At 72.0% G+C, this 26,063-nt stretch carries 20 protein-coding genes; 16 read left to right on the forward strand and 4 right to left on the reverse strand.

Annotation, left to right across the window (positions count from 1 at the left end):
* Positions 1–80: 80 nt before the first annotated feature.
* Positions 81–1,178 carry a CAP domain-containing protein gene (locus ACIOC0_RS36215; protein ID WP_402160505.1) on the reverse strand — a complete coding sequence of 366 codons (1,098 nt, stop codon included), beginning with the start codon at positions 1,176–1,178 and terminating at the stop codon, positions 81–83.
* A 195-nt stretch (positions 1,179–1,373) separates the two neighbouring features.
* Here ACIOC0_RS36215 and ACIOC0_RS36220 point away from each other — a divergent pair, with 195 nt between their 5' ends.
* The 4 genes from ACIOC0_RS36220 (at position 1,374) to ACIOC0_RS36235 (ending at position 7,881) form a co-directional block, all read left to right on the forward strand.
* Positions 1,374–1,655 (forward strand): acylphosphatase, encoded by a 282-nt coding sequence (locus tag ACIOC0_RS36220; protein WP_402160507.1) that lies wholly within the window; start codon positions 1,374–1,376, stop codon positions 1,653–1,655.
* Between the two features lie 380 nt (positions 1,656–2,035).
* Positions 2,036–2,239: a hypothetical protein gene (locus tag ACIOC0_RS36225; RefSeq protein ID WP_073491170.1), complete on the forward strand. Its 204-nt coding sequence runs from the start codon at positions 2,036–2,038 to the stop codon at positions 2,237–2,239.
* Between the two features lie 273 nt (positions 2,240–2,512).
* Positions 2,513–6,256 carry an AAA family ATPase gene (locus ACIOC0_RS36230; RefSeq protein ID WP_402160510.1) on the forward strand — a complete coding sequence of 1,248 codons (3,744 nt, stop codon included), beginning with the start codon at positions 2,513–2,515 and terminating at the stop codon, positions 6,254–6,256.
* A gap of 206 nt (positions 6,257–6,462) precedes the next feature.
* Positions 6,463–7,881: a sugar porter family MFS transporter gene (locus tag ACIOC0_RS36235; RefSeq protein WP_402160512.1), complete on the forward strand. Its 1,419-nt coding sequence runs from the start codon at positions 6,463–6,465 to the stop codon at positions 7,879–7,881.
* Between the two features lie 141 nt (positions 7,882–8,022).
* Here the strand turns inward: ACIOC0_RS36235 and ACIOC0_RS36240 are convergent, their stop codons facing one another.
* The gene (locus ACIOC0_RS36240) at positions 8,023–8,994 is read right to left on the reverse strand and encodes an LLM class flavin-dependent oxidoreductase (protein WP_352247171.1); all 972 of its coding nucleotides are present in this window, start codon (positions 8,992–8,994) and stop codon (positions 8,023–8,025) included.
* Between the two features lie 134 nt (positions 8,995–9,128).
* On the opposite strand from ACIOC0_RS36240, the gene ftsY reads away from it, so the two are divergent.
* Positions 9,129–10,331: a signal recognition particle-docking protein FtsY gene (gene ftsY, locus ACIOC0_RS36245; RefSeq protein ID WP_402160515.1), complete on the forward strand. Its 1,203-nt coding sequence runs from the start codon at positions 9,129–9,131 to the stop codon at positions 10,329–10,331.
* A 116-nt stretch (positions 10,332–10,447) separates the two neighbouring features.
* Here ftsY and ACIOC0_RS36250 read toward each other — a convergent pair whose 3' ends face one another.
* Entirely contained in the window at positions 10,448–11,104 is a 657-nt protein-coding gene (locus tag ACIOC0_RS36250; RefSeq protein WP_402160518.1) for a bifunctional DNA primase/polymerase, read from the reverse strand.
* Between the two features lie 447 nt (positions 11,105–11,551).
* On the opposite strand from ACIOC0_RS36250, the gene ACIOC0_RS36255 reads away from it, so the two are divergent.
* The 6 genes from ACIOC0_RS36255 (at position 11,552) to ftsH (ending at position 21,302) form a co-directional block, all read left to right on the forward strand.
* Positions 11,552–13,042 carry a hypothetical protein gene (locus tag ACIOC0_RS36255; RefSeq protein WP_402160520.1) on the forward strand — a complete coding sequence of 497 codons (1,491 nt, stop codon included), beginning with the start codon at positions 11,552–11,554 and terminating at the stop codon, positions 13,040–13,042.
* 348 nt (positions 13,043–13,390) lie between these two features.
* The gene (locus ACIOC0_RS36260) at positions 13,391–14,728 is read left to right on the forward strand and encodes an ammonium transporter (protein ID WP_402160523.1); all 1,338 of its coding nucleotides are present in this window, start codon (positions 13,391–13,393) and stop codon (positions 14,726–14,728) included.
* Complete coding sequence (locus tag ACIOC0_RS36265) at positions 14,725–15,063, forward strand: P-II family nitrogen regulator (protein ID WP_009190863.1); 339 nt, start codon at positions 14,725–14,727, stop codon at positions 15,061–15,063. The genes ACIOC0_RS36260 and ACIOC0_RS36265 overlap by 4 nt, the downstream gene beginning before the upstream one ends.
* A gap of 26 nt (positions 15,064–15,089) precedes the next feature.
* Positions 15,090–17,546, forward strand: coding sequence for a [protein-PII] uridylyltransferase (locus ACIOC0_RS36270; RefSeq protein ID WP_402160526.1), 2,457 nt, complete (start codon positions 15,090–15,092; stop codon positions 17,544–17,546).
* Positions 17,547–17,681: 135 nt separating this feature from the next.
* Positions 17,682–19,241, forward strand: coding sequence for a signal recognition particle protein (ffh, locus tag ACIOC0_RS36275; RefSeq protein WP_402160528.1), 1,560 nt, complete (start codon positions 17,682–17,684; stop codon positions 19,239–19,241).
* A 126-nt stretch (positions 19,242–19,367) separates the two neighbouring features.
* Positions 19,368–21,302 (forward strand): ATP-dependent zinc metalloprotease FtsH, encoded by a 1,935-nt coding sequence (gene ftsH / locus ACIOC0_RS36280; protein WP_402160530.1) that lies wholly within the window; start codon positions 19,368–19,370, stop codon positions 21,300–21,302.
* Positions 21,303–21,429: 127 nt separating this feature from the next.
* Here the strand turns inward: ftsH and ACIOC0_RS36285 are convergent, their stop codons facing one another.
* On the reverse strand, positions 21,430–22,344 hold the full coding sequence (locus ACIOC0_RS36285) for an SAM-dependent methyltransferase (protein ID WP_402160533.1): 915 nt from the start codon (positions 22,342–22,344) through the stop codon (positions 21,430–21,432).
* Positions 22,345–23,031: 687 nt separating this feature from the next.
* On the opposite strand from ACIOC0_RS36285, the gene ACIOC0_RS36290 reads away from it, so the two are divergent.
* The 5 genes from ACIOC0_RS36290 (at position 23,032) to trmD (ending at position 26,049) form a co-directional block, all read left to right on the forward strand.
* Entirely contained in the window at positions 23,032–23,628 is a 597-nt protein-coding gene (locus ACIOC0_RS36290; RefSeq protein WP_130444689.1) for a hypothetical protein, read from the forward strand.
* Positions 23,629–23,922: 294 nt separating this feature from the next.
* Positions 23,923–24,345, forward strand: a complete 423-nt coding sequence (gene rpsP, locus ACIOC0_RS36295) for a 30S ribosomal protein S16 (RefSeq protein WP_130444691.1) — start codon at positions 23,923–23,925, stop codon at positions 24,343–24,345.
* Between the two features lie 5 nt (positions 24,346–24,350).
* The gene (locus ACIOC0_RS36300; protein WP_003973401.1) at positions 24,351–24,590 is read left to right on the forward strand and encodes an RNA-binding protein; all 240 of its coding nucleotides are present in this window, start codon (positions 24,351–24,353) and stop codon (positions 24,588–24,590) included.
* Between the two features lie 83 nt (positions 24,591–24,673).
* Entirely contained in the window at positions 24,674–25,216 is a 543-nt protein-coding gene (gene rimM / locus ACIOC0_RS36305) for a ribosome maturation factor RimM (protein ID WP_402160536.1), read from the forward strand.
* The gene (trmD, locus tag ACIOC0_RS36310; RefSeq protein ID WP_402160538.1) at positions 25,216–26,049 is read left to right on the forward strand and encodes a tRNA (guanosine(37)-N1)-methyltransferase TrmD; all 834 of its coding nucleotides are present in this window, start codon (positions 25,216–25,218) and stop codon (positions 26,047–26,049) included. Before rimM ends, trmD begins: the two co-directional genes overlap by 1 nt.
* Positions 26,050–26,063 lie beyond the last annotated feature (14 nt).

Below are 26,063 nucleotides of genomic sequence, written 5' to 3' on the forward strand. Positions count from 1 at the left end.
GCGAGCACAGCGCTGAACGACAGATAGCGCTAACCGAAGGTTAGCGCTATCTGTTGGCGTAGTGCTGTCTGTCGGCGCTCCTAGTAGCCGAAGTCCTGCGTCCACCAGGGGCCGCCCGAGCCGAAGTGGACGCCGACGCCCAGGGTCTTGAAGTCGCAGTTCAGGATGTTGGCGCGGTGGCCGGGGCTGTTCATCCAGGCCTGCATCACCGCCGCCGCGTCGGTCTGGCCGCGGGCTATGTTCTCGCCGCCGAGGTCGGTGATACCGGCCTTCGCGGCTCGGTCCCACGGGCTCGCGCCGCTCGGGTCGGTGTGGTCGAAGAAGTTCCGGTTCGCCATGTCCACGCTGAAGGCCTGCGCGAGGGAGGCCAGGGAGCTGTTCGCGGCGACGGGGCTGCAGCCGACCTTCGAGCGCTCCTCGTTGACGAGCTGCAGCACCTCCGCCGCGGCCTGGGCCTCCGAGGACACCGCGACCGCGGCGCTGCTGCGGCCCGGCGACTTCGACGCCGTCTTCGACGGGGCCGACTTGCGCGCCTGCTTCGTCGGCGTGGTCGTCGGCTTCTCGGTGCTCGGCGACTCGCTCGGCGACGCCGTCGAGGCCGACGGGCTGGGCGAGGCCGGCGTCGACGCGGGGGCCGAAGCCGAGGCCGACGGCGTGCCGGACCGGCTCGCGTCCCGGCTGGTCGACGACTCGCCGCGCTCGGCGCCGGGGTCGGTGGAGCCGGACGTGCCGCCGAACTCCGTGGCGGAGTTGGCCGGCGGGTCGGCGGCCGTCACCCGGTCCGAGGGGCCGCCGCCCCCGCCCAGCTTGTAACCGTCGAGGCCGGGCACCACGCCGGACGCCACCGCGACCGTGCCGAGGGCGACGGCCGCGGACACCCCGAGCAGGCCTGTCTTGACCGGGGTCACGGCCTTGCGCTTGCGGCGCCGGCCCGTCCCGCCCCGGCCCGGACCGGTCGACCCGGACCCGCCGGGGCTGAAGCCGTCCGCCGTGAGGACTGCGGTGTCCTCGGCGGACGGGGCGTGGCCGTCGTCCGTCGCGTACAGGTAGTCGTGGCTCCTGGCGGCCGAGTCGGCGTACGCCTCCGGGTTCAGGTACGGCGCGATGCCCATGACGGGGCCATCGGCGTGACGGTCCTGCGCGCCGCGGCCGGCGGCGGCGCGTCGGTGGCGTCCCATGTCCTGGCCTTCCTCGTCCGAACGGTCTCCTCGGTCGACCCGCGCCGGGCGGCGCATGGCGTCACTGACTCCATACGGTCAACCTGACTCACTCGATCGAGTGAGTTTCATATGAGATTCATTGGGTCGGGACGGTACCGCATGCCGCCGGGGGCGGAGGTGTTCCGAGTGACTTCGCCCGGTTAGATGGCACCCATGAGCGAGGAAGTACGGATGGTGGCCTGGGTGCGCGGACACGTCCAGGGTGTGGGTTTCCGCTGGTTCACGCGGGCCAAGGCACTGGAGATCGGCGGCCTGAGTGGCTTTGCTCTCAATGTGGCCGACGGACGGGTCCAGGTCGTCGGCGAGGGCAGTCGTGAGGCCTGCCAGAGGTTGCTGGAGTGGCTCCTGAGTGACGACACGCCCGGGCGCGTGGACGGAGTCACAGAGATATGGGACACACCCCGCGGCGGCTACGACGGCTTCGCGATCCGCTGACGAAACGCGCACCCCGGAGAGACGCGGCGGCGCTGGAACGGACCGTCGACGGCCGCCCCAAGTGAAAAGAAGCAGGTGGTTGCCAAGAACCGCTTGCCGTGGCAGGCTCCGCACGCAAAGATGATCGCCACGCCCTGAGGGCCCGCGGGAGTCACAGCGCCGCCGTTTCCGGCCGTGCGCCCCACGGATGCTCACCGATACGGGGCGTGATCGTGTTGACCGTCAAACTTTTTGGTGAGACGCTGAAAGCACCCCGCGCACCTAGCTGTTTGGCATGGATGAACGGCAGCACGAACAAGATCCGGTCAACACCGCGGGTGCGAATCCCTCACGACCCACCACCGCTTCGGTCGGTCACTCAGTGTGGAGGACCATCCATCATGGCAAAGGCGCTTCTCGGTTACGTCGGCGGCTCCGACCCGCGACTCCTCGCCGAGATGCGACGGCTCCAGCAGCGCGTCCAGGACCTGGAAAACGAGCTCGGACGAATCCAGGCCGAGAACGACGCTCTGACGGCTGCCGCTTCTCACGACAGGTTCATGGAGAGCATCGACGCACACCAGGCGGAGCCTGCGCTCACCTGATCGCTGCACCGCTCCACGACAGCAGGCGCAGCGAAGGGGAGACACTTTCCCATCGCGTCGGACCGCTAAGGTTGTCAGAAGTAGCAAGGGACGCTTCGGCGTCCCTTCTTTCTTCCCCCGATCCCCCGGCTGCCCCCGCTTCCGTCCCGATCCCCCGATCGGCTTCCCGCGCGCATCCTTCCCACTCTTCAACGAAGGGTCTGCCCTCAGCGTTCAAGGGTGAAACCGCGGGTTCACGGAGTGGGACAAGTCGGGAAGGTAGAGTCCAGCGCCGTGCACCTCAAGGCCCTGACCCTGCGGGGGTTCAAGTCGTTCGCCTCGGCGACCACGCTCCGGTTCGAGCCGGGCATCACGTGCGTCGTGGGGCCGAACGGCTCGGGCAAGTCCAACGTCGTGGACGCGCTCAGCTGGGTCATGGGCGAGCAGGGCGCCAAGTCGCTGCGCGGCGGCAAGATGGAGGACGTCATCTTCGCCGGCACCACCGGCCGCCCGCCGCTGGGCCGCGCCGAGGTGTCCCTGACCATCGACAACTCCGACGGTGCCCTGCCCATCGAGTACGCCGAGGTCACCATCACGCGGATCATGTTCCGCAACGGCGGCAGCGAGTACCAGATCAACGGCGACACCTGCCGCCTCCTCGACATCCAGGACCTGCTGTCCGACTCCGGCATCGGCCGGGAGATGCACGTCATCGTCGGCCAGGGCCAGCTCGACTCCGTCCTGCACGCCGATCCCATGGGCCGCCGCGCCTTCATCGAGGAGGCGGCGGGCGTCCTCAAGCACCGCAAGCGCAAGGAGAAGGCGCTCAGGAAACTGGACGCGATGCAGGCCAACCTCGCGCGCGTGCAGGACCTGACCGACGAACTGCGCCGCCAGCTCAAGCCGCTGGGCCGGCAGGCCGCCGTCGCCCGCCGGGCCGCCGTCATCCAGGCCGACCTGCGCGACGCCCGGCTGCGCCTGCTCGCCGACGACCTCGTACGGCTCGAGGAGGCACTCCGGGCCGAGGTCGCCGACGAGGCCGCGCTCAAGGAACGCAAGGACGCCGCCGAGCAGGAGCTGAGGAAGGCGCTCCAGCGCGAGGCATTCCTGGAGGACCAGGTGCGCCGGCTCACGCCGCGCCTCCAGCGGGCGCAACAGACCTGGTACGAGCTCTCCCAGCTCGCCGAGCGCGTCCGCGGCACGATCTCGCTCGCCGACGCGCGCGTGAAGAGCGCCACCTCCGCGCCCCCCGAGGAACGGCGTGGCCGCGACCCCGAGGACCTGGAGCGTGAGGCCGCCCGGGTGCGCGAGCAGGAGGCCGAGCTGGAAGCCGCCCTGGAGGCGGCTCAGCGGGCGCTCGACGACACCGTCGCCCACCGCGCCGACCTGGAGCGCGAGCTCGCTGTGGAGGAACGGCGGCTGAAGGACGTCGCCCGTGCGATCGCCGACCGCCGCGAGGGCCTCGCCCGGCTGCACGGCCAGGTCAACGCGGCCCGCTCGCGCGCCGCCTCCGCCCAGGCCGAGATCGACCGCCTGGCCGCAGCCCGGGACGAGGCCCGGGAACGTGCCGTCGCCGCCGAGGAGGAGTACGAGGCGCTGAAGGCCGAGGTCGGCGGCCTCGACGCCGACGACGCCGAACTCGCCGAACGGCACGAGGAGGCGAAGCGGCGGCTCGCCGAGGCGGAGGCCGCGCTGACCGCCGCCCGCGAGGCGGCCGGCACCGCCGAACGCGAACGGGCCGCGACCAAGGCCCGCCATGACGCCCTGGCGCTGGGCCTGCGCCGCAAGGACGGCACGGGCGCGCTGCTGACGGCGAAGGACCGCCTCGGCGGGCTGCTCGGCCCCGCCGCGGAACTCCTCACCGTCACCCCCGGCTACGAGGTTGCCCTCGCCGCGGCCTTCGGCGCCGCCGCCGATGCCCTCGCCGTCACCACCCCGTCCGCGGCGGCCGACGCCATCCGCCTCCTGCGCAAACACGACGCGGGCCGAGCGGCCCTGCTCCTGACGGGAGCACCGGAGGACCAGGCCCCTGCCCCCGTCACGTCCGCGCAGGCCAAGGACACGGACGGGAACCAGGAGCACGCCCCGACCGCCGCGCCGGGCACGGCCGGCATCCCCGCACGCCTCGCCTCCGGCGAAGGCGAGGCGCCCGCACCCGCCCACAACGCCACTCCCGCCCCAGCGTCCGGCAGCAGCACTCCCGCCCACGCCACCGGCATCGACCACGGTGCCGGTGCTCCCCCCTTCGCCGCCGGCCTCGTCAAGGCTCCCCTCGAACTTCTGCCCGCCGTGCGGCGGCTCCTGCGGGGGATCGTCGTCGTGGAGACGCTGGAGGAAGCCGAGGAGTTGGTGTACGCGCGGCCGGACCTCACCGCCGTCACCGCTGAAGGCGACCTGCTGGGGGTGCACTTCGCGCACGGCGGGTCGGCGGGCGCGCCCAGTCTGCTGGAGGTGCAGGCCTCCGTGGACGAGGCCGCCGCCGAGCTGGAAGAACTGGCCGTCCGCTGCGTGGAGTTGACGGAGGCGCAGCATGCGGCCGGCGAACGGCGCGAGGCGTGCGCGGCTCTCGTCGAGGAGGCGGGGGAGCGGCGGCGGGCCGCCGAGCGGGAGAAGTCGGGCGTGGCCCAGCAGCTGGGGCGGCTCGCGGGGCAGGCGCGGGGCGCGGCGGGGGAGGCCGAGCGGTCTGCCGCGGCGGCCGACCGGGCCCAGGAGGCGCTGGATAGGGCCGTGGAGGAGGCCGAGGAGCTGGCCGAGCGGCTGGCCGTGGCCGAGGAGATGCCGGGGGAGGAGGAGCCGGACACCCACCTGCGGGACCGGCTCGCCGCCGACGGGGCCAACGCCCGGCAGACCGAGATGGAGGCGCGGCTTCAGGTCCGTACGCACGAGGAGCGGGTCAAAGGGCTGGCCGGGCGGGCCGATTCGCTGGACCGGGCGGCCCGTGCCGAGCGGGAGGCACGCGCGCGTGCCGAGCAGCGGCGGGCGCGGCTGCGGCACGAGGCGGCCGTCGCGGAGGCCGTCGCCACCGGCGCCCGGCAACTGCTCGCGCACGTCGAGGTGTCGGTGCGCCGGGCGGACGAGGAACGGGTCGTGGCCGAGGCGGCGAAGGCGCACAGCGAGCGGGAGCTGGCCGCCGCCCGTACCGCCGGGCGTGATCTCAAGGCGGAACTCGACAAGTTGACGGATTCAGTCCACCGAGGCGAGGTACTAGGAGCGGAGAAGAGGCTGCGGATCGAGCAGCTGGAGAACAAGGCGCTGGAGGAGTTCGGTGTCGAACCGGCAGGGCTCGTCTCCGAGTACGGGCCGGACCAACTGGTGCCGCCCTCGCCCCCCGCCGACGGCGAGCAGCTGCCGGAGGATCCCGAGCACCCGCGCAACCGGCCCCGGCCGTTCGCCCGGGCGGAGCAGGAGAAGCGGCTGAAGGCCGCGGAACGGGCGTACCAGCAGCTCGGCAAGGTGAACCCGCTGGCCCTGGAGGAGTTCGCCGCGCTGGAGGAGCGTCACCAGTTCCTCAGTGAGCAGCTGGAGGACCTGAAGAAGACCCGCGCCGACCTGCTCCAGGTGGTGAGGGAGGTCGACGAACGGGTCGAACAGGTCTTCACCGAGGCGTTCCGCGACACCGCCCGGGAGTTCGAGGGCGTGTTCAGCCGGCTGTTCCCCGGTGGCGAGGGGCGGCTGATCCTGACCGACCCCGCCAACATGCTCACCACGGGTGTGGACGTGGAGGCCCGGCCGCCGGGCAAGAAGGTCAAGCGGCTGTCGCTGCTGTCCGGCGGGGAGCGGTCGCTGACGGCCGTCGCCATGCTGGTGTCGATCTTCAAGGCCCGGCCGAGCCCGTTCTACGTCATGGACGAGGTCGAGGCGGCGTTGGACGACACCAACCTGCAGCGGCTGATCCGCATCATGCAGGAGCTCCAGGAGTCCTCGCAGCTCATCGTGATCACGCACCAGAAGCGCACCATGGAGGTCGCCGACGCGCTCTACGGCGTCTCGATGCAGGGCGACGGCGTGTCGAAGGTGATCTCCCAGCGGCTCCGCTAGCGGCGGGCCCTGTTACCCCCGAACTTTACTTTCAAGTATTGAACACATGCTCTTCACGTGTGCCTCTTTTCTCACACAGGTAGGGGCCTTGACTTCGAAACTTGAAGGCATAGTCTCGGCAACGTCGTTTTTACCTTCAGGTACCGCCTACCTCGAAGGGCTGACCCCCACACCGGCAGCGTTGCCGGTGGCCCGAGGAGTTGAACGTGACCAGCACAGCGCAGCCACCCAAGTCAGGAGCCGCAACGGCTCATCCCGATCATCTCGGGCACGTCATCTTCATCGCCGCGGCGGCCGCCATGGGCGGCTTCCTCTTCGGCTACGACAGCTCCGTGATCAACGGCGCTGTGGAAGCCATCCGCGACCGCTACGACATCGGCTCCGCCGCCCTGGCCCAGGTCATCGCCGTCGCCCTGATCGGCTGCGCCATCGGCGCCGCGACCGCCGGCCGGATAGCCGACCGCATCGGCCGCATCCGCTGCATGCAGATCGCCGCCGCGCTGTTCACCGTGAGCGCCGTCGGCTCGGCGCTGCCCTTCTCCCTGTGGGACCTCGCCTTCTGGCGCGTGGTCGGCGGCTTCGCCATCGGCATGGCCTCCGTCATCGGCCCGGCCTACATCGCCGAGGTCGCCCCGCCCGCCTACCGCGGCCGTCTCGGCTCCTTCCAGCAGGCCGCGATCGTCGTCGGCATCGCCGTGTCCCAGCTGGTCAACTGGGGTCTGCTGAACGCCGCCGACGGCGACCAGCGCGGTCAGCTGATGGGCCTGGAGGCCTGGCAGGTCATGCTCGGCGTGATGGTCGTCCCGGCCGTCCTGTACGGGCTGCTCTCCTTCGCCATCCCCGAGTCGCCGCGCTTCCTCATCTCCGTCGGCCGGCGTGAGCGCGCCCGCGAGATCCTCCAGGAGGTCGAGGGCAAGGACGTCGACTTCGACGCCCGGGTCGCCGAGATCGAGCACGCCATGAAGAGCGAGCACAAGTCCAGCTTCCGGGACCTGCTCGGCGGCTCCTTCTTCTTCAAGCCGATCGTCTGGATCGGCATCGGCCTGTCGGTCTTCCAGCAGTTCGTCGGCATCAACGTCGCGTTCTACTACTCCTCGACGCTGTGGCAGTCGGTCGGCGTCGACCCGGCGGACTCGTTCTTCTACTCGTTCACGACGTCGATCATCAACATCGTCGGCACCGTGATCGCCATGATCTTCGTGGACCGCGTCGGCCGCAAGCCGCTCGCCGTCGTGGGCTCTGTCGGCATGGTGATCGGCCTCGCGCTGGAGGCCTGGGCCTTCTCCTACGACCTCGTCGGCGGCAAGCTCCCGGCCACGCAGGGCTGGATCGCCCTCGTCGCCGCCCACGTGTTCGTCCTCTTCTTCGCCCTGTCCTGGGGTGTGGTCGTCTGGGTCTTCCTCGGCGAGATGTTCCCCAACCGGATCCGCGCCGCCGCCCTCGGCGTCGCCGCCTCCGCGCAGTGGATCGCCAACTGGGCCATCACGGCGAGCTTCCCGTCGCTGGCCGACTGGAACCTGTCCCTCACCTACGTGATCTACGCGGCCTTCGCCGCCCTCTCCATCCCCTTCGTCCTCAAGTACGTCAACGAGACGAAGGGCAAGTCCCTGGAGGAGATGGGCTGACCCGACCCGGGGAGCAGGGCCACCACCCCGCCGCCCTCCTCCCCACCCACCGCCGCCCCCGCCCGGCCCACGCAGCCGGACGGGGGCGGCGGTGTTGCCGGACACCCTGGACGCGCGTGTTGCCGGACCTGCGGCCCCGGGTCAGCCGTCCAGGGCCGGGAGGGCGCGCTCGGCGAACAGGCGCAGGCTCCGCCAGCCCTCCTCCAGGGGCATCCCGCCGACCAGCGGATGGAGGACGAGGTTGTCCAGGCCCTCCGCCGCGCACTGCTCCGGGGTCAGGACGCGGTAGACGCCCTCCGCGCGCAGCTCCTCCACCGACGTGGCCCGCGAACGCACCGCCGAGCGGATGTCCGCCGACTGCCAGGAGGCGTAGGTGCGGGCCTCGTGCAGGAAGTGCCCGCCGTACTTCGCCCACACCCGGTCCGGGTCCTCGGCGATGTGCAGCAGCGGGGTCTGCGCCCCCGGCATCATCACCCAGCCCTGCGTGCCGTACTCCACCAGCCGTTCCTTGTAGTACGCCTCCAGCTCCGGCAGATGCGCACTGGGGAAGAACGGCAGCCCGAGCCGGGCGGCCCGGCGGGCGGCGGCCCGCGAGGAGCCCCCGACCAGCAGCAGGGGGTGCGGCTCGGAAGCGGGCCGCGGGGTGACCCGTACCGTACGGCCCCGGTACGCGAACTCCTCGCCGGTCCACGCCCGCAGCAGCGTCCGCAGCACCTCGTCCTGGAGCCGCCCACGCCGCGCCCACTCCACCCCGGCCCGCGCGTACTCCTCGGGCCGGTACCCGATCCCGGCCACCGTGACCAGCCGGCCGCCGCTCAGCAGGTCCAGCACAGCGATGTCCTCCGCCAGCCGCAGCGGGTCGTGCAACGGGCCGATCACCGCGGACACCGTGACCGCGAGCCGACGGGTCGCCCCGAGGACCGCGCCCGCGAAGACGAACGGAGAGGGCAGCCAGTTGTTCTCGACGCCGTGGTGCTCCTCGGTCTGCACCGTGGTGATCCCGTGCTCGTCGGCGTACGCGGCCATCTCCAGAGCCGCCCGGTAGCGCGCGCCGAGCTCGGCGGGACTCGCGCCGGGAGCGACGAGGTTGAAACGGACGACGGTCACGGGCATGACAGGGCCCCCTTCGGTCGTGGAGGGCAGGACGCTAGCTGACCGACCGTCAGGTGGCCAGAGGCGGAGGGCGCCCCGTTCGCACGCGTCGGCGGCCGACCCGGCGGGGAGGGGTCGCGCATACTGGACGCGTTATGGACATCGTCATCCTTGCTGTAGTCATCGCCGTGGTCGCGATCGCCGCGCTCGGCGGGCTCGTCGTCGGCAGCCGGCGCAAGAAGCCGCTGCCCCCGCCGCCCCCCGCCGCGCCCGACATCACGGCGCCTCCGGCCGAGCCGCACGTCGGCGACGAGGCCGAGACGCCGCGCGACGAACCGCGCCGCACCATCGAGGAGGTGGACCTCCCGGGCGGCGGCGCTCCCACCGCCGTCGAGGAACCTCCCGTCGTCGAGGCTCCGCCGATCGAGATCCCGGAGCCCACCGAGGGGCGGCTCATCCGCCTCCGCGCCCGCCTCTCCCGCTCCCAGACCGCCCTCGGCAAGGGTCTGCTCACGCTGCTCTCGCGCGAGCACCTCGACGACGACACCTGGGAGGAGATCGAGGACACGCTGCTCACCGCCGACGTCGGCGTGCAGCCCACCCAGGAACTCGTCGAACGGCTGCGCGAGCGGGTCAAGGTGCTCGGCACCCGCACTCCCGAGGAGCTGCGCGGCCTGCTGCGCGAGGAGCTGCTCAAGCTGGTCGGCACCGAGGTCGACCGCACCGTGAAGACCGAGCCCGAGGACCGCAAGCCCGGCATCGTGATGGTCGTCGGCGTCAACGGCACCGGCAAGACCACCACCACCGGCAAGCTCGCGCGCGTGCTCGTCGCGGACGGCCGTACGGTCGTCCTGGGCGCCGCCGACACCTTCCGGGCCGCCGCCGCCGACCAGCTCCAGACCTGGGGCGAGCGCGTCGGCGCCCACACCGTGCGCGGGCCGGAGGCGGGCGATCCCGCCTCGGTCGCCTTCGACGCGGTCAAGGAGGGCAAGGAGATGGGGGTCGACGTCGTCCTCATCGACACCGCCGGGCGGCTGCACACCAAGACCGGGCTCATGGACGAGCTCGGCAAGGTCAAGCGCGTCGTCGAGAAGCACGCCCCGCTCGACGAGGTGCTGCTGGTCCTCGACGCCACCACCGGCCAGAACGGCCTCGTCCAGGCGCGGGTCTTCGCCGAGGTCGTCGACATCACCGGCATCGTGCTGACCAAGCTCGACGGCACGGCCAAGGGCGGCATCGTGGTCGCGGTCCAGCGCGAGCTGGGCGTGCCGGTCAAGCTGATCGGGCTCGGCGAGGGCGCGGACGACCTGGCGCCGTTCGAACCCGAGGCGTTCGTCGACGCGCTCATCGGGGACTGACCACCCCCGCCCCGCGAGGAAGCGCCCGCCCCTGATCCAGTGGGAGCGGGCGCTTCGCCGTGTTCTGCGGGGTGAGGGGGTTTCGGCGAGCGCCGGTGGGTGTGTACGCCGGTGGCCTACGCGCGGGAGCGGTGGGCCACGTACGCCAGGGTGCCGAGCAGCAGGCGGGCCTCGGGCGGCCGGGTCGCCGAGTCCAGCGCGGGCGGGCGCAGCCAGCGCACGGGGCCGAGGCCGCCCCGGTCGGAGGGCGGCGCCGTGATGTGCGCGCCCGGGCCGAGGCCGCGCAGGTCCAGGGAGTCCGGCGCGTCCCAGCCCATGCGGTACAGCAGGTCGGGCAGCGCGGCGGCGGCCCCGGGAGCGACCAGGAACTGGGCGCGGCCCTCGGGGGTGGCGGTCACCGGGCCGAGGGGGAGGCCCATGCGTTCGAGGCGGACCAGGGCGTGCCGCCCGGCCGGCTCGGCCACCTCGACCACGTCGAATGCCTCACCGACGGGCAGCATCACCGAGGCGCCCGGGTACTCCGCCCACGCGCGCGTGACGTCGTCGAGCGTGGCGCCGGCCGGGACGCGGGGCGCGAACGGAAGGGGATGCGCGCCCGGCGCCGGGCAGCCGGGGCGGCCGCAGGAGCACAGACCGCCGGCGGCGCGCGCCCCCGGCACCACGTCCCACCCCCACAATCCGGTGAACTCGGCTACGGCGGTGCACTCGGACGAGCGACCGCGCCTGCGCGCGCCGGAGCGGATCTCGCGAATGCCGCCGATCGTGAAGTCCATGCCCCCTCCAACGGGTCCGGCGCACCTGTGGTCACGCAGCGGACGCACCTCGTGACTCTGTGTGTTTTCGCCTTCCCCGCCCAGCTGTTTTCAGGCGGCGTCCGGGAGCACTCCGGGTGGTGCGTACCACTGCGCACGCCCCTGAGTGCACCGTTCCGCCCACCCCTGGCCGTCCTATGTCAAGTGAATCGCCAACGCGCCATCGTAGGTTCATTCGAAGGGGTGGCGAATGGTGGCGTTTCTGGAACCGCCGTGGTCGGCGCGTGATCGTGGGGTTACTTTGAGTGTGCGAGACCCAGGGGCACATGCCCCTGTGGGTATGCCGGGGGCAAGTCGGCCAACCGTTCGAAGGGTGAGAACCGCCGGACGGCGGACCCCGTTCACCGGCATTCTGATAGGGCTTGGCGCAGCGAAGCGACAAGTGGTCTCAGGGATGGGGGCGTTCCAGTGAGCGGCAACAGCGGTAGGGGGACGAGCGGGGGGAGCGCCGCGCCCGCCGACAAGCGCCCCAACGAGCTGCTCACGTCCTGGTTCGTGCGCAGCGGCTGGTCCAAGGGCGAACTGGCCCGCCAGGTCAACCGCCGGGCCCGCCAGCTGGGCGCCAACCACATCTCCACGGACACCTCGCGCGTGCGCCGCTGGCTGGACGGCGAGAACCCCCGCGAGCCCATCCCCAAGATCCTCTCCGAGCTGTTCACCGAGCGGTTCGGCTGCGTCGTCTCCGTCGAGGACCTCGGTCTGCGCACCCCGCGGCAGACGCCCGCGGCCACCGGCGTCGACCTGCCCTGGACGGGCCCGCAGACAGTGGCCCTGCTCAGCGAGTTCTCGCGCAGCGACCTGATGCTGGCCCGGCGCGGCTTCCTCGGAACGTCGCTGGCCCTGTCGGCGGGCCCCACCCTCATCGAGCCCATGCAGCGCTGGCTCGTCCCCTCGCCGCCCGCCCCGCCGGAGGCGGAGCCCCTCCCGACCAGCCGCGCGCGCGGCCGGCTCTCCAGGCCCGAGCTGGACCTGCTGGAGTCCACCACCGTGATGTTCCGGCAGTGGGACGCCCAGTGCGGCGGCGGACTGCGCCGCAAGGCCGTCGTCGGACAGCTGCACGAGGTGACGGACCTCCTCCAGGAGCCCCAGCCCGAGGCCACCGCCCGCAGGCTCTTCAAGGTCGCCGCCGAACTGGCCGAACTCGCCGGCTGGATGAGCTACGACGTCGGACTCCAGCCCACCGCGCAGAAGTACTTCGTCCTCGCCCTGCACGCCGCCAAGGAGGCCGGTGACCGGCCGCTCGGCTCCTACATCCTGTCCAGCATGAGCCGCCAGATGATCCACCTTGGGCGGCCCGAGGACGCCCTGGAGCTGATCCACCTCGCCCAGTACGGCAGCCGGGACTGCGCCGGCCCGCGCACCCAGTCGATGCTGTATGCGATGGAGGCCCGCGCCTACGCCAACATGGGCCAGCCCGGCCGGTGCAAACGGGCGGTCCGGATGGCCGAGGACACCTTCGCCGACGCCGCCGACTGGGACGAGCCAGACCCCGACTGGATCCGCTTCTTCTCCGAGGCCGAACTGCACGGCGAGAACTCCCACTCCTACCGCGACCTGGCCTACGTCGCCGGACGCAGCCCCACCTACGCCTCACTCGCCGAACCCCTGATGCAGCGGGCCGTCGACCTCTTCGCCAAGGACGTGGACCACCAGCGCTCCTACGTGCTGAACCTCATCGGCATGGCCACCGTCCATCTGCTGCGCCGCGAGCCCGGACAGAGCGCGGTGCTGGCCGCGCAGGCCATGAAGGAGGCCAAGAAGGTCCGCTCCGAGCGGGTGAACACCCGTATCCGGAAGACCGTGGACTGCGCGATCCGCGACTTCGGGGACCTCACCGAGGTCGTCGACCTCACCGACCGGCTCGCCGTCGAGCTGCCGGAGGCCGCCGAAGCGGTCTGACCGCCGACGTGACCGCCCTGAGCCCCGGCCGCGGCCGGCCTTCCCGAACCGCCCGACTCGGCTCCCCCATGCCAGGTCATCGGAAGGCCGACCGCGGCCGGTCCCCTTCCCTCCCGGCGAGCCCCGGCGTCCGCCGGGTGAAGGTTGCGCCACGATAACGATCGGCTGGGGCGGCATCCGCCAGTTCATCGACGCGTAACACGCACTGCGCCTTCGTCACGGCGGCGAAACAACGAGGGGCTTCCATCGAAACCGCGCTGCGTCAATCTCGTGGCCCATAAGCGGCCCACCCCTCATTCCGCTCAGGCTTCGCCCGCACGGGGCCGTACCTACGACGAGGAGACGCCGATGGCATCAGCCATCACGCTTGCGGCGGACGCACCCACGCTGTCGTCCGCGAACACAGGCTTCATGCTCATCTGTTCCGCCCTGGTAATGCTCATGACACCGGGTCTGGCCTTCTTCTACGGAGGCATGGTCCGCGTCAAGAGCACCCTGAACATGCTGATGATGAGCTTCATCAGCCTCGGGATCGTCACCATCCTGTGGGTGCTGTACGGCTTCTCCCTCGCCTTCGGCACCGACTCCGGCAGCCTCATCGGCTGGAACTCGGACTGGGTCGGCCTCAGCGACATCGGCCTGACCGAGCTGTGGGACGGCTACACCATTCCGGTCTTCGTCTTCCTCGTCTTCCAGCTGATGTTCGCCGTCATCACCCCGGCCCTGATCAGCGGCGCCCTCGCCGACCGCGTCAAGTTCAGCGCCTGGGCGCTGTTCGTCGCCCTGTGGGCCACGGTCGTCTACTTCCCCGTCGCGCACTGGGTCTGGGGCGCCGGCGGCTGGGCCTTCGAGCTCGGCGTCATCGACTTCGCCGGCGGCACGGCCGTCCACATCAACGCCGGTGCCGCGGCCCTCGGCGTGATCCTGGTCATCGGCAAGCGCGTCGGCTTCAAGAAGGACCCGATGCGCCCGCACAGCCTCCCGCTGGTCATGCTCGGCGCCGGTCTGCTGTGGTTCGGCTGGTTCGGCTTCAACGCCGGCTCCTGGCTCGGCAACGACGACGGCGTGGGCGCGCTGATGTTCGTCAACACCCAGGTCGCCACCGCCGCCGCCATGCTGGCCTGGCTGATCTACGAGAAGATCCGCCACGGCGCGTTCACCACCCTCGGCGCCGCCTCCGGCGCGGTCGCCGGCCTGGTCGCCATCACCCCCGCGGGCGGCGCGGTCTCCCCGCTCGGCGCGATCGCCGTCGGCGCCATCGCGGGCGTCCTGTGCGCCATGGCCGTCGGCCTGAAGTACAAGTTCGGCTACGACGACTCCCTCGACGTCGTCGGCGTCCACCTGGTCGGCGGTGTCCTCGGCTCCCTGCTGATCGGCTTCTTCGCCAGCGGCAAGGGCCAGTCCGACGTCAAGGGTCTCTTCTACGGCGGCGGTCTCGACCAGTTGTGGAAGCAGTGCGCCGGCGTCTTCGCCATCCTCGCCTACTCCCTGATCGCCTCCGCGATCCTCGCCTTCCTCCTGGACAAGACCATCGGCATGCGCGTCCCCGAGGACGACGAGGTCGCCGGCATCGACCAGGCCGAGCACGCGGAGACCGCATACGACTTCAGCGGAGCCGGCGGCGGCGCCCGCTCGACCGCCCTCCCGGCCCCCGTGCCCGACACCGCCAAGAAGGTGGACGCATGAAGCTCATCACCGCCGTCGTCAAGCCCCACCGCCTCGACGAGATCAAGGAAGCCCTCCAGGCCTTCGGCGTGCACGGTCTGACGGTCACCGAGGCCAGCGGCTACGGTCGTCAGCGGGGCCACACCGAGGTCTACCGCGGCGCCGAGTACACGGTGGACCTGGTCCCCAAGATCCGCATCGAGGTGCTGGCCGAGGACGACGACGCCGAACAGCTGATCGACGTCGTGGTCAAGGCGGCCCGCACCGGCAAGATCGGCGACGGCAAGGTCTGGTCCCTCCCGGTCGAGACGGCCGTACGGGTCCGCACCGGCGAGCGCGGCCCGGACGCGCTCTGACGGCAGCACAGAACAGGAGCCACTGGGTGACGAGTACGGACGTGCGGAAAGAAGCAGAGGACTCGGGACCCAGCGGTTACGCGGCGGCCCGGCTGCGCCTCCTCACCGAGGAGACGCGGTCCGGGCCGCCGCGCCGTAAGGCCCTGTCCCGACTCACCGACGACTGGCTCGCGGGACTGTTCACCGCGGCCGCCGGCACCACCCAGGGCGTCTCCCTGGTCGCCGTCGGCGGCTACGGCCGAGGCGAACTGTCCCCGCGCAGCGACCTCGACCTCCTCCTGCTGCACGACGGCGGCGACCCCGCGGAGATCGCCGCACTGGCCGACCGCCTCTGGTACCCCGTGTGGGACCTCGGCCTCGCCCTCGACCACTCCGTGCGCACACCGGCCGAGGCCCGCAAGACGGCCGGCGAGGACCTGAAGGTCCATCTCGGCCTCCTGGACGCCCGCCACCTCGCCGGCGACGCCGCGGTGACGGCCGCACTGCGCACCGCCGCCCTCGCCGACTGGCGCAACCAGGCGCCCAAACGCCTGCCCCAGCTCCAGGAGCTCTGCGCCGAACGCGCCGACCGCCAAGGCGAACTCCAGTACCTTCTGGAACCCGACCTGAAGGAGGCCCGCGGCGGCCTCAGGGACGCCACCGCCCTGCGCGCCGTCGCCGCCTCCTGGCTCGCCGACGCACCCCGCGAAGGCCTCGACGACGCCCGCCGCAGGCTCCTCGACGTCCGCGACGCCCTCCACCTGACCACCGGCCGCGCCACCGACCGCCTCTCCCTCCAGGAACAGGACCAAGTCGCCGCCGAACTGGGCCTCCTGGACGCCGACACCCTCCTGCGCCAGGTCTACGAGGCCGCCCGCGTCATCTCCTACGCCAGCGACGTCACCTGGCGCGAAGTGGGGCGCGTGCTCCGGTCGCGCGCCGTGCGGCCGAGGCTGCGCGCCATGCTCGGCGGCGGCAAGCCCACCGCCGAACGCTCCCCGCTCGCCGAAGGCGTCGTCGAACAGGACGGCGAGGTGGTGCTCGCCCGCGCCGCACGCCCCGAACGCGACCCCGTGCTCCCGCTGCGCGCCGCGGCCGCCGCCGCCCAGGCCGGCCTCCCGCTCTCCCTCCACGCCGTACGCCGCCTCGCCGCCACCGTGCGCCCCCTGCCCACACCCTGGCCCGCCGAGGCACGCGAACAACTGGTCACCCTGCTCGGCTCCGGCCGCCCCACCGTCGACGTCTGGGAGGCACTGGAGGCCGCCGGCCTGATCACCCGGCTGCTGCCCGACTGGGAGCGGGTGCGCTGCCGGCCGCAGCGCAACGCCGTGCACCTGTGGACCGTCGACCGGCACCTCATCGAGACCGCCGTACGCGCCTCCGAGTTCACCCGCCGCGTCAGCCGCCCCGACCTCCTCCTGGTCGCCGCGCTGCTGCACGACATCGGCAAAGGCTGGCCCGGCGACCACTCCGTGGCCGGCGAGACCATCGCCCGGGACGTCGCCGTCCGCATCGGCTTCGACCAGGCGGACGCCGCCGTCCTCGCCACCCTCGTCCGCCACCACCTGCTGCTCGTCGAGACGGCCACCCGGCGCGACCTGGAGGACCCGGCCACCGTCCACTCGGTCGCCGAAGCCGTCGGCTCACCCGGCGCACTCGAACTGCTGCACGCCCTGACCGAGGCCGACGCCCTCGCCACCGGCCCGGCCGCCTGGTCCGCCTGGCGCGGCTCGCTCGTCGCCGACCTGGTCAAACGCGTCGCCGCCGTCCTCGCCGGGGACGAACCCGAGGAGCCGGCCGCCGCCGCGCCCACCGCCGAACAGGAGCGCCTCGCCATCGAGGCGGCCGCCACCGGAAGCCCGGTCCTCTCGCTGCGCGCCCAGACCGAACCGCCCGCCGACCCGGCGGCCGGACAAGCGCCCGGCGACCCCGAACCGCTCGGCGTGGAGCTCATCGTCGCCGTACCCGACCAGCCCCGCGTGCTCCCGGCCGTCGCCGGCGTCCTCGCCCTCCACCGGCTGACCGTGCGCACCGCCGAACTGCGCGCCCACGACCTGCCCTCCGGCATCGACGGCTCCGTCCTGCTGCTCAACTGGCGGGTCGCCGCGGAGTACGGCTCGCTGCCGCAGGCGGCCCGGCTGCGCGCCGACCTGGTCCGCGCGCTGGACGGCTCACTGGACATCGCGGGCCGGCTCGCCGAGCGGGACGCCGCCTACCCCAGGCGCCGGGGCACGGTCGCGCCCCCCGCGCGCGTGACGGTAGCCCCCGCGGCCTCCCGCCACGCCACGGTCATCGAGGTCCGCGCCCAGGACGCCCCCGGACTGCTGCTGCGGATCGGACGGGCGCTGGAGGACGCGGCGGTACGCGTGCGGAGCATGCACGTGAGCACGCTCGGCGCCAACGCCGTCGACGCCTTCTACGTCACGGACGACACGGGCGCCCCCCTGCCGCCCGGCGAGGCCACGGCCGTCGCGCGGAAACTCGAGGAGACGCTGAGGGCCTGACCCCGGGCCCCGGCCGGACCGCGTCAGCAGGCCGTCCCCGTCCGCCGTTCGCGGCGGGCGGGGACGATTCGCTTGCGCGGACCGATACCCTGGAAGACGCTCACACTGCCCCCGACACCGAGGACCGACGTCGCCGTGTTCGATACCCTCTCCGACCGCCTCAGCGCGACTTTCAAGAATCTCCGCGGCAAGGGGCGCTTGAGCGAGGCGGACATCGACGCCACCGCGCGCGAGATCCGCATCGCGCTCCTCGAAGCGGACGTGGCCCTTCCTGTCGTGCGGACGTTCATCAAGAACGTCAAGGAGCGCGCCCTCGGCGCCGAGGTCTCCCGGGCGCTGAACCCGGCCCAGCAGGTCCTGAAAGTCGTCAACGACGAGCTCGTCACGATCCTCGGCGGCGAGACCCGGCGGCTGCGCTTCGCCAAGCAGCCGCCCACCGTCATCATGCTCGCCGGTCTCCAGGGCGCCGGTAAGACCACCCTCGCGGGCAAGCTGGGCCGCTGGCTGAAGGAGCAGGGCCACTCGCCGCTGCTGGTCGCCTGTGACCTCCAGCGTCCCAACGCCGTCAACCAGCTGAGCGTCGTCGCCGAGCGCGCCGGTGTCGCCGTCTACGCGCCGCAGCCGGGCAACGGCGTCGGCGACCCGGTCCAGGTCGCCAAGGACTCCATCGACTTCGCGAAGTCCCGGGTCCACGACATCGTGATCGTGGACACCGCGGGCCGCCTCGGCATCGACGCCGAGATGATGCAGCAGGCCGCCGACATCCGCGACGCGGTCAGCCCCGACGAGATCCTCTTCGTCGTCGACGCCATGATCGGTCAGGACGCCGTCAACACCGCCGAGGCGTTCCGCGACGGCGTCGGCTTCGACGGCGTGGTCCTCTCCAAGCTCGACGGCGACGCGCGCGGCGGCGCCGCTCTGTCGATCCGGCAGATCACCGGCAAGCCGATCATGTTCGCGTCGAACGGCGAGAAGCTCGACGACTTCGACCAGTTCCACCCGGACCGGATGGCGTCCCGCATCCTCGACATGGGTGACCTCCTCACCCTGATCGAGCAGGCGGAGAAGACCTTCAGCCAGGAAGAGGCCGCCAAGATGGCCTCCAAGCTGGCGTCCAAGAAGGGGCAGGAGTTCACGCTCGACGACTTCCTGGCCCAGATGGAGCAGGTCAGGAAGATGGGGTCGATCTCCAAGCTTCTCGGCATGCTCCCCGGCATGGGGCAGATCAAGGACCAGATCAACAACCTCGACGAGCGGGACGTGGACCGCACGGCCGCGATCATCAAGTCGATGACCCCCGCCGAGCGCCAGGACCCCACGATCATCAACGGCTCCCGCCGAGCCCGGATCGCCAAGGGCTCCGGTGTCGACGTCAGCGCGGTGAAGGGCCTGGTCGAGCGGTTCTTCGAGGCCCGCAAGATGATGTCCCGCATGGCACAGGGCGGCGGCATGCCCGGGATGCCGGGGATGCCCGGCATGGGCGGCGGCCCCGGTCGCACCAAGAAGCAGCCGAAGAAGGCCAAGGGCAAGCAGCGCTCCGGCAACCCGATGAAGCGCAGGCAGCAGGAGCAGGAGGAGGCGGCCCGCAGGGCGGCCGGCGCGCAGGGCGGCCCCGGCGGCGCCTTCGGTCTGCCCGGCCAGCAGGGCGGCCAGGACTTCGAGCTGCCGGACGAGTTCAAGAAGTTCATGGGCTGAGCCCGCGGGTGTCGTGCGCCAGGGGCGTGTGACACCGCGAGGAACGCAAGGCGCTGAGGGCGTCCTTCCGCAGGGAGGGCGCCCTCAGCGCGTGCCGCCGTCCGCTGTGTGCCGTAACGTCCAGATATGAGCGATGCCGCGCCGCCGCGGCGGACCCCCGACCAGCCGTGGCGCACCGAGGGCACTCCGGACGAGCCGCCGACGAGGTCCGGCGGCCGCAGGAGGCGTGGGCGCTGGTGGGGCCTGGCCGTCACCGCCGTGATCGTCTTCCTGCTGGCCTACATCGGGCTCAACTACCTCGACCGGGGCGACGAGCCCACGATCGCCTACACGGAGTTCAGCAAGCAGGTCGACGAGGGCAACGTCGACAAGATCTACTCCAAGGGCGACGCGATCGAGGGCCAACTCAAGAAGGCCCGGGACGATCCCGACGGCGGCGGCCAGTACACCCGGTTCCGCACCCAGCGGCCGGCCTTCGCCGAGGACGACCTCTGGCAGAACCTGGAGCGGCGGGACGTCACCGTGACCGCGCGGCCGGTGGTGCAGCAGCGCGGTCTGCTGTCCAACCTGCTGATCTCGCTGGTGCCGATCGTGGTCCTGGTCGCCGTGTGGATCTTCGTCGCCCGGCGCTTCGGCGGCGGGCTGGGCGGTGCGGGCGGCATGCTCGGGCGCAAGACCCCGCCCAAGCCGGTCGAGCTGCGCGCCGGCACCCAGCGCACCACCTTCGCCGACGTGGCGGGCATCGACGAGGTCAAGGGCGAACTGGACGACGTGGTCGACTTCCTGGAGCACCCGGACGCCTACCGCAGGATGGGCGCCAAGATGCCCCGCGGCGTGCTGCTTGCGGGCTCGCCCGGCACCGGCAAGACCCTGCTGGCCCGGGCAGTGGCCGGCGAGGCCGGGGTGCCCTTCTTCTCGGCCTCCGCCTCGGAGTTCATCGAGATGATCGTCGGCGTCGGCGCGTCCCGGGTGCGCGAGTTGTTCGCCGAGGCGCGCAAGGTGGCGCCGTCGATCATCTTCATCGACGAGATCGACACCATCGGACGGGTGCGCGGCGGGGGCGCCTCGGTGAGCGGCCACGACGAGCGCGAGCAGACGCTGAACCAGATCCTCACCGAGATGGACGGTTTCTCCGGCTCGGAGGGCGTCATCGTCATCGCCGCGACCAACCGCGCCGACATCCTAGACCCGGCCCTGACCCGGCCCGGCCGCTTCGACCGGGTGGTCAGCGTCTCCCCGCCGGACCGCGGCGGACGGGAGGCGATCCTGCGCATCCACACCCGGGGGATCCCGCTCGCCGACGACGTGGACCTCGCCCAGGTGGCGCGCACGACCCCCGGCATGACGGGTGCGGATCTGGCCAACCTCGCCAACGAGGCCGCCCTGCTCGCCGTCAAGCGCAAGCAGGACCGGGTGACCTCGGCGCACCTGTCGGAGGCGCTGGAGAAGGTGCAGCTGGGGGCCGAGCGTACGCTCGTCATGCCCGAGGAGGACCGCCGCAGGACCGCCTACCACGAGAGCGGGCACGCGCTGCTGGGCATGCTGCAGCCCGGCGCCGACCCCGTCCGAAAGGTCACCATCGTCCCGCGCGGCCGGGCGCTCGGGGTGACGATGTCGACGCCGGAGGTGGAGCGGTACGCGCTCTCCGAGGAGTACCTGCGCGGCCGCATCATCGGCGCCCTGGGCGGGATGGCGGCCGAGCAGGTGATCTACGGGGTGGTCACCACGGGAGCGGAGAACGACCTCGAACAGGTCACCAACATCGCGCGGGGCATGGTCGCCCGGTGGGGCATGAGCGAGCGCGTGGGACGCCTGTCCGCCCTCCCCAGCGACGCCCAGCAGGCCTACGGCCTCGCCGCCGCGCCGCGCACCCTCGATGTGATCGACGAGGAGATGCGGCGCGTCGTGGAGGACTGCTACGAGGAGGCCATCCGCAAACTCCGCGACCACCGAAGGCAGTTGGACGCGCTGGCGGAGGCGCTGCTGGAACACGAGACCCTGGAGGAGGCGGACGCCTACCGCATCGCGGGAATCACCCGCCTGACGAAGAGCGAGGCGTAAGACGGCCCTTGAGCCTCACACGACCCGCGAGCTCACCCGGCCCGTGAGCTCGCCCGGCCTCGCCCTGGTCCGTGAGCTCGCCCGGGCTTGGGGCTCACCAGGCCCGTGAGACCGCCGGCGGCACCTCTCAGGGTGTCCGGGCGATCAGGTACCGGAACACGTTCGGCATCCACACCGTGCCGTCCGGCCGACGGTACGGGTGCAGCGCCTCGGTGATCTCCTTGTCGACCTGCGCCTGGTCCGTCGCGGAGATCGCCGCGTCGAACAGGCCTGTCGACAGCAGGCCCTTGAGGGCGCTGGCCACGCTCGCGTAGCCGAACGGGCAGGCCACGCGCCCGGAGCCGTCCGGCTTCAGCCCGGCGCGCTGGGCGACCTCCTCCAGGTCGTCGCGCAGGGCCGGACGCCAACTGCCCGCTGAGCGCAAAGGATCGGTCAGTTTGGTGGCCACCCGCAGCACCGTGGACGTGGCGCAGCGCTCCGGCGGGCCCCAGCCGACGAGCACGACGGGCGCGCCGCGCCGGGCGAGCGGAGCGGCGGCCGCGAGCTGCTCGCCGAGCCCCTCGGAGTCGCCGGCGAGGCAGCCGATGGGCTCGAAGGCGGTCACGATGTCGTACGGAGCCGTAGCTGCGTCGGCCAGGTCCCGCGAGCCGTCGGCCGAGTCCTCGCCGGCGTTCGCGTGCGTGCCGTCCCCGAGGTCCCGCAGCGTGCCGTCGACGAGGCGGACGGCGTCACGCGCGTGTGCGTCCCAGGTCTGCGGGGCCAGCCGCCGCCGGGCGAGGGCCAGCCGCTCCGGGAAGGAGGACTCGACGCCCGTGACGCGGGCGCCCGCGGAGACGGCCGTCAGCAGGGCCAGCCCGGAGCCACAGCCCAGGGCCAGCAGCCGCGTGCCAGGACCCACGTCCAGCCGCTCGTAGACGGCCTCGTGGAGCGGAACCAGCATCCGCTCCTGGATCTCGGACCAGTCACGCGCGCGTGCCGCCAGGTCCGCGCGGGGCACCGGCCCCGCTTGAGGCCGGTGCTGGCGCACGAGCGTAGGTGTCATGGAAAAGCGCCCCAATCCGCCGTGAGTTGCCGCTGATCGTCGAGGTGGCCCCGTAAGGGGTCCTTGCGCTGTGCCCGCCCGATCAGGGCGGGCACAGCGCAAGGACCCCTAAGTGCGCTCGCACTCCCCGTATGCCAGGTAACTCCGCACTCGGTTCCGCGTCCAGGGGTCGCGGGGCCCGGCTTGCGCTCCGGGCGCCGGTGTGGCCGGATTTCACATTCCGGTAACCCGGGCCCGTACCATCGCGCCATGGTGAGGGCACCCGGCCGTCCGCCGGGCCGTCCTGGCGGACGGGCATGAGGCGGGGGCCGCCGGGAACACGCAGACCGGACGGCGTCCCGCCACGGAGGCGGGGCGGTGCCCGAGCGCGGCGCCCGGCCCGGTAACGTCGCCCCCGTCGCGTACGCCGACCGGGTCGTCGCACCGCGGCGGGGGAGCGGCCGGAAACGCCTCTTGCGCTCCCGGGGGGAGTCGAGTCGCCCGGCGCGCGAACGGAGCGCGGACATCGTCTACGCGCCGGTGCGTATCGCGGACTACGTACCACCTTGGTACGTCCTGTGAGGCTTCTCCGCAGATCAGCGCACCCGCCCTCGTCAGGACGCATCAGAGGCAACTGACGGGTAAGTGCAAATTATTTGGGATGGCCCGGAATAGGAACACAGCGGCACCCACGCTCGTTGTCATTACGTGAGCACGACACAGACACCACCTGTTCTCGCCGCAGAGCTGGCACAGGCGTGGGCCGACATTCAGCGGTACCACCCCGAGTTGCCGGACCTTGCCGCGCCAGAGTCCCTGATCGGGGAGTCGTCGTCCGCCTGCGGTCACGAGCTCTCCTTCGAGCGGCTGCTGCACGAGGCGGTCCACGGGATCGCCGCCTCGCGCGGCGTCCGTGACACCTCCCGGGCCGGCCGCTACCACAACCGCCGATTCCTCGCGATCGCCGAGGAGCTGGGCCTGGACCACCCCGAGGAGCCGCACCCCAGCAGCGGCTTCTCGCTGGTCACGCTCAACCCCGAGGCCAAGCGGCGTTACCGGCCGACCATCGACCGCCTCCACCGGGCCCTGAAGGCGCACCTGGCGGCCACCTCCGCCGACACCACCCGCGCCTTCCGCGGTCCGGCCGCCCGGCACGGCTCCTCCGGCGGCGGCGTCCGCGTCAAGGCGGTCTGCGACTGCGGCCGCAACGTCCGCGTCGTGCCGTCGGTCCTGGCCCAGGCGCCGATCGTCTGCGGCGGCTGCGGCAAGCCGTTCCGCATTCCGGAAATCATGGGCGCGGCGTAACCGGGAGACACCGGCATCTCGTGGCTGCCGGTCCCCGGAGGACTCGCCCACCCCGACACCGCCCCCGCGCCGCCCGAATCCGGCGCGGGGGCGGAATCAGCCATGGAGTCCAGGGGGCCGGGCCCCTGCCCGAAAGCGACCCGCGGGGTGTGGCACAATGGCTAGCTGTACTCGACAGCCGCACAGGACCCCTCTCTCCTCCGGCTGACGCGTCCGTCGGGCACTCGGGTACCGCAACCCCACGCGGCAATCTCGCCGTGCCCAACCACGTCAAATCCAGGAGAACCCACTCCCGTGGCAGTCAAGATCAAGCTGAAGCGTCTGGGCAAGATCCGTTCGCCTCACTACCGCATCGTCGTCGCCGACTCCCGCACCCGCCGTGACGGCCGTGCGATCGAGGAGATCGGCAAGTACCACCCGACGTACAACCCGTCGGTCATCGAGGTCGACGCGGACCGCGTGGCGTACTGGCTGGGTGTCGGCGCGCAGCCGACCGAGCCCGTCCTCGCCATCCTGAAGAAGACCGGCGACTGGCAGAAGTTCAAGGGCGAGCCCGCCCCGGCTCCGCTGCTGACCGCCGAGCCGAAGAAGGCGCGCCCGTCGTTCGAGGCCCTCGGTGGCGACGACACGGGCAAGGGTGAGGCGATCACCCAGAAGAAGAAGGCCGAGAAGAAGGACGAGGCCGCCGCCGAGTCCTCCGAGTCGACCGAGGCCTGAGCAGCATGCTCGAAGAGGCGCTTGAGCACCTCGTGAAGGGCATCGTCGACAACCCTGACGATGTGCAGGTCGCCTCGCGCAACCTGCGCCGCGGGCGTGTGCTGGAGGTCCGGGTCCACCCCGACGACCTCGGCAAGGTGATCGGCCGCAACGGTCGCACCGCACGCGCCCTGCGCACCGTCGTGGGCGCCATCGGCGGCCGCGGCGTCCGCGTCGACCTCGTCGACGTGGACCACGTCCGCTGACGCATCAGCAGCACCGGCTCGGGCCGGGGAGGGCCACTGGGCCGTCCCCGGCCCGCAGTCGTCACGACAGGAGATCTTCGCAAGTGCAGCTCGTAGTCGCACGGGTCGGCCGCGCCCACGGCATCAAGGGCGAGGTCACCGTGGAGGTCCGCACCGACGAGCCGGAACAGCGGCTCGGCCCCGGCGCCGTACTGTTCACGGACCCCGCCTCCGCGGGTCCGCTCACGATCGAGACCGGCCGGGTGCACAGCGGCCGTCTCCTCCTGCGCTTCGAGGGCGTCACCGACCGCACCGCCGCCGAGGCCCTGCGCAACACCCTCCTGATCGCCGAGGTCGACCCCGAGGAACTCCCCGAGGACGAGGACGAGTACTACGACCACCAGCTCATCGACCTCGACGTGGTGACCGAGGACGGCGAGGAGGTCGGCCGGATCACCGAGATCTCCCACCTGCCCTCCCAGGACCTCTTCATCGTGGAGCGGCCCGACGGCAGCGAGGTGATGATCCCGTTCGTCGAGGAGATCGTCACCGAGATCGACCTCGAGGAGCAGCGGGCCGTCATCGCCCCGCCGCCCGGGCTGATCGACGACCGTGCCGAGATCGCCTCCTCCCGGGACGAGTCCTGATGCGCCTCGACGTCGTCACGATCTTCCCCGAGTACCTCGACCCGCTGAACGTCTCCCTCGTCGGCAAGGCACGCGCGCGTGGACAGCTCGACGTCCACGTCCACGACCTGCGGCAGTGGACGTACGACCGCCACAACACCGTCGACGACACCCCCTACGGCGGCGGCCCCGGCATGGTGATGAAGACCGAGCCCTGGGGCGACGCCCTCGACTCGGTCCTCGCCGACGGCTACGAGCGCGGCGCCCACGCCCCCGCGCTGGTCGTCCCCACCCCCAGCGGCCGCCCCTTCACCCAGAAGCTCGCCGGCGAGCTCTCCGAACGCCCCTGGCTGATCTTCACGCCCGCCCGCTACGAGGGCATCGACCGCCGCGTCGTCGACGAGTACGCCACCCGCATACCGGTGTACGAGGTCTCCATCGGCGACTACGTCCTCGCCGGCGGCGAGGCGGCCGTGCTCGTCGTCACCGAGGCGGTGGCCCGGCTGCTGCCCGGCGTCCTCGGCAACGCCGAGTCCCACCGCGACGACTCCTTCGCGCCCGGCGCCATGGCCGACCTCCTGGAAGGGCCCGTCTACACCAAGCCCCCCGCCTGGCGCGGCCGGGACATTCCCGAGGTGCTGCTCAGCGGCCACCACGGCAGGATCGCCCGCTGGCGCCGCGACGAGGCCCTCAGTCGTACGACGGCCAACCGGCCCGACCTGATCGAGCGCGCGGACCCCCGGGCCTTCGACAAGAAGGACCGCGAGATGCTCTCCATCCTGGGGTGGTCCCCGGACCCGGAGGGCGAGCCCTACGGCCGATTTTGGCGCAGGACCGGCGGCGTGGAACAATAGGCCGCTGTTGTGCG

It is taken from the genome of Streptomyces sp. NPDC088254 (genome assembly GCF_044740925.1).
Lineage (GTDB): Bacteria > Actinomycetota > Actinomycetes > Streptomycetales > Streptomycetaceae > Streptomyces.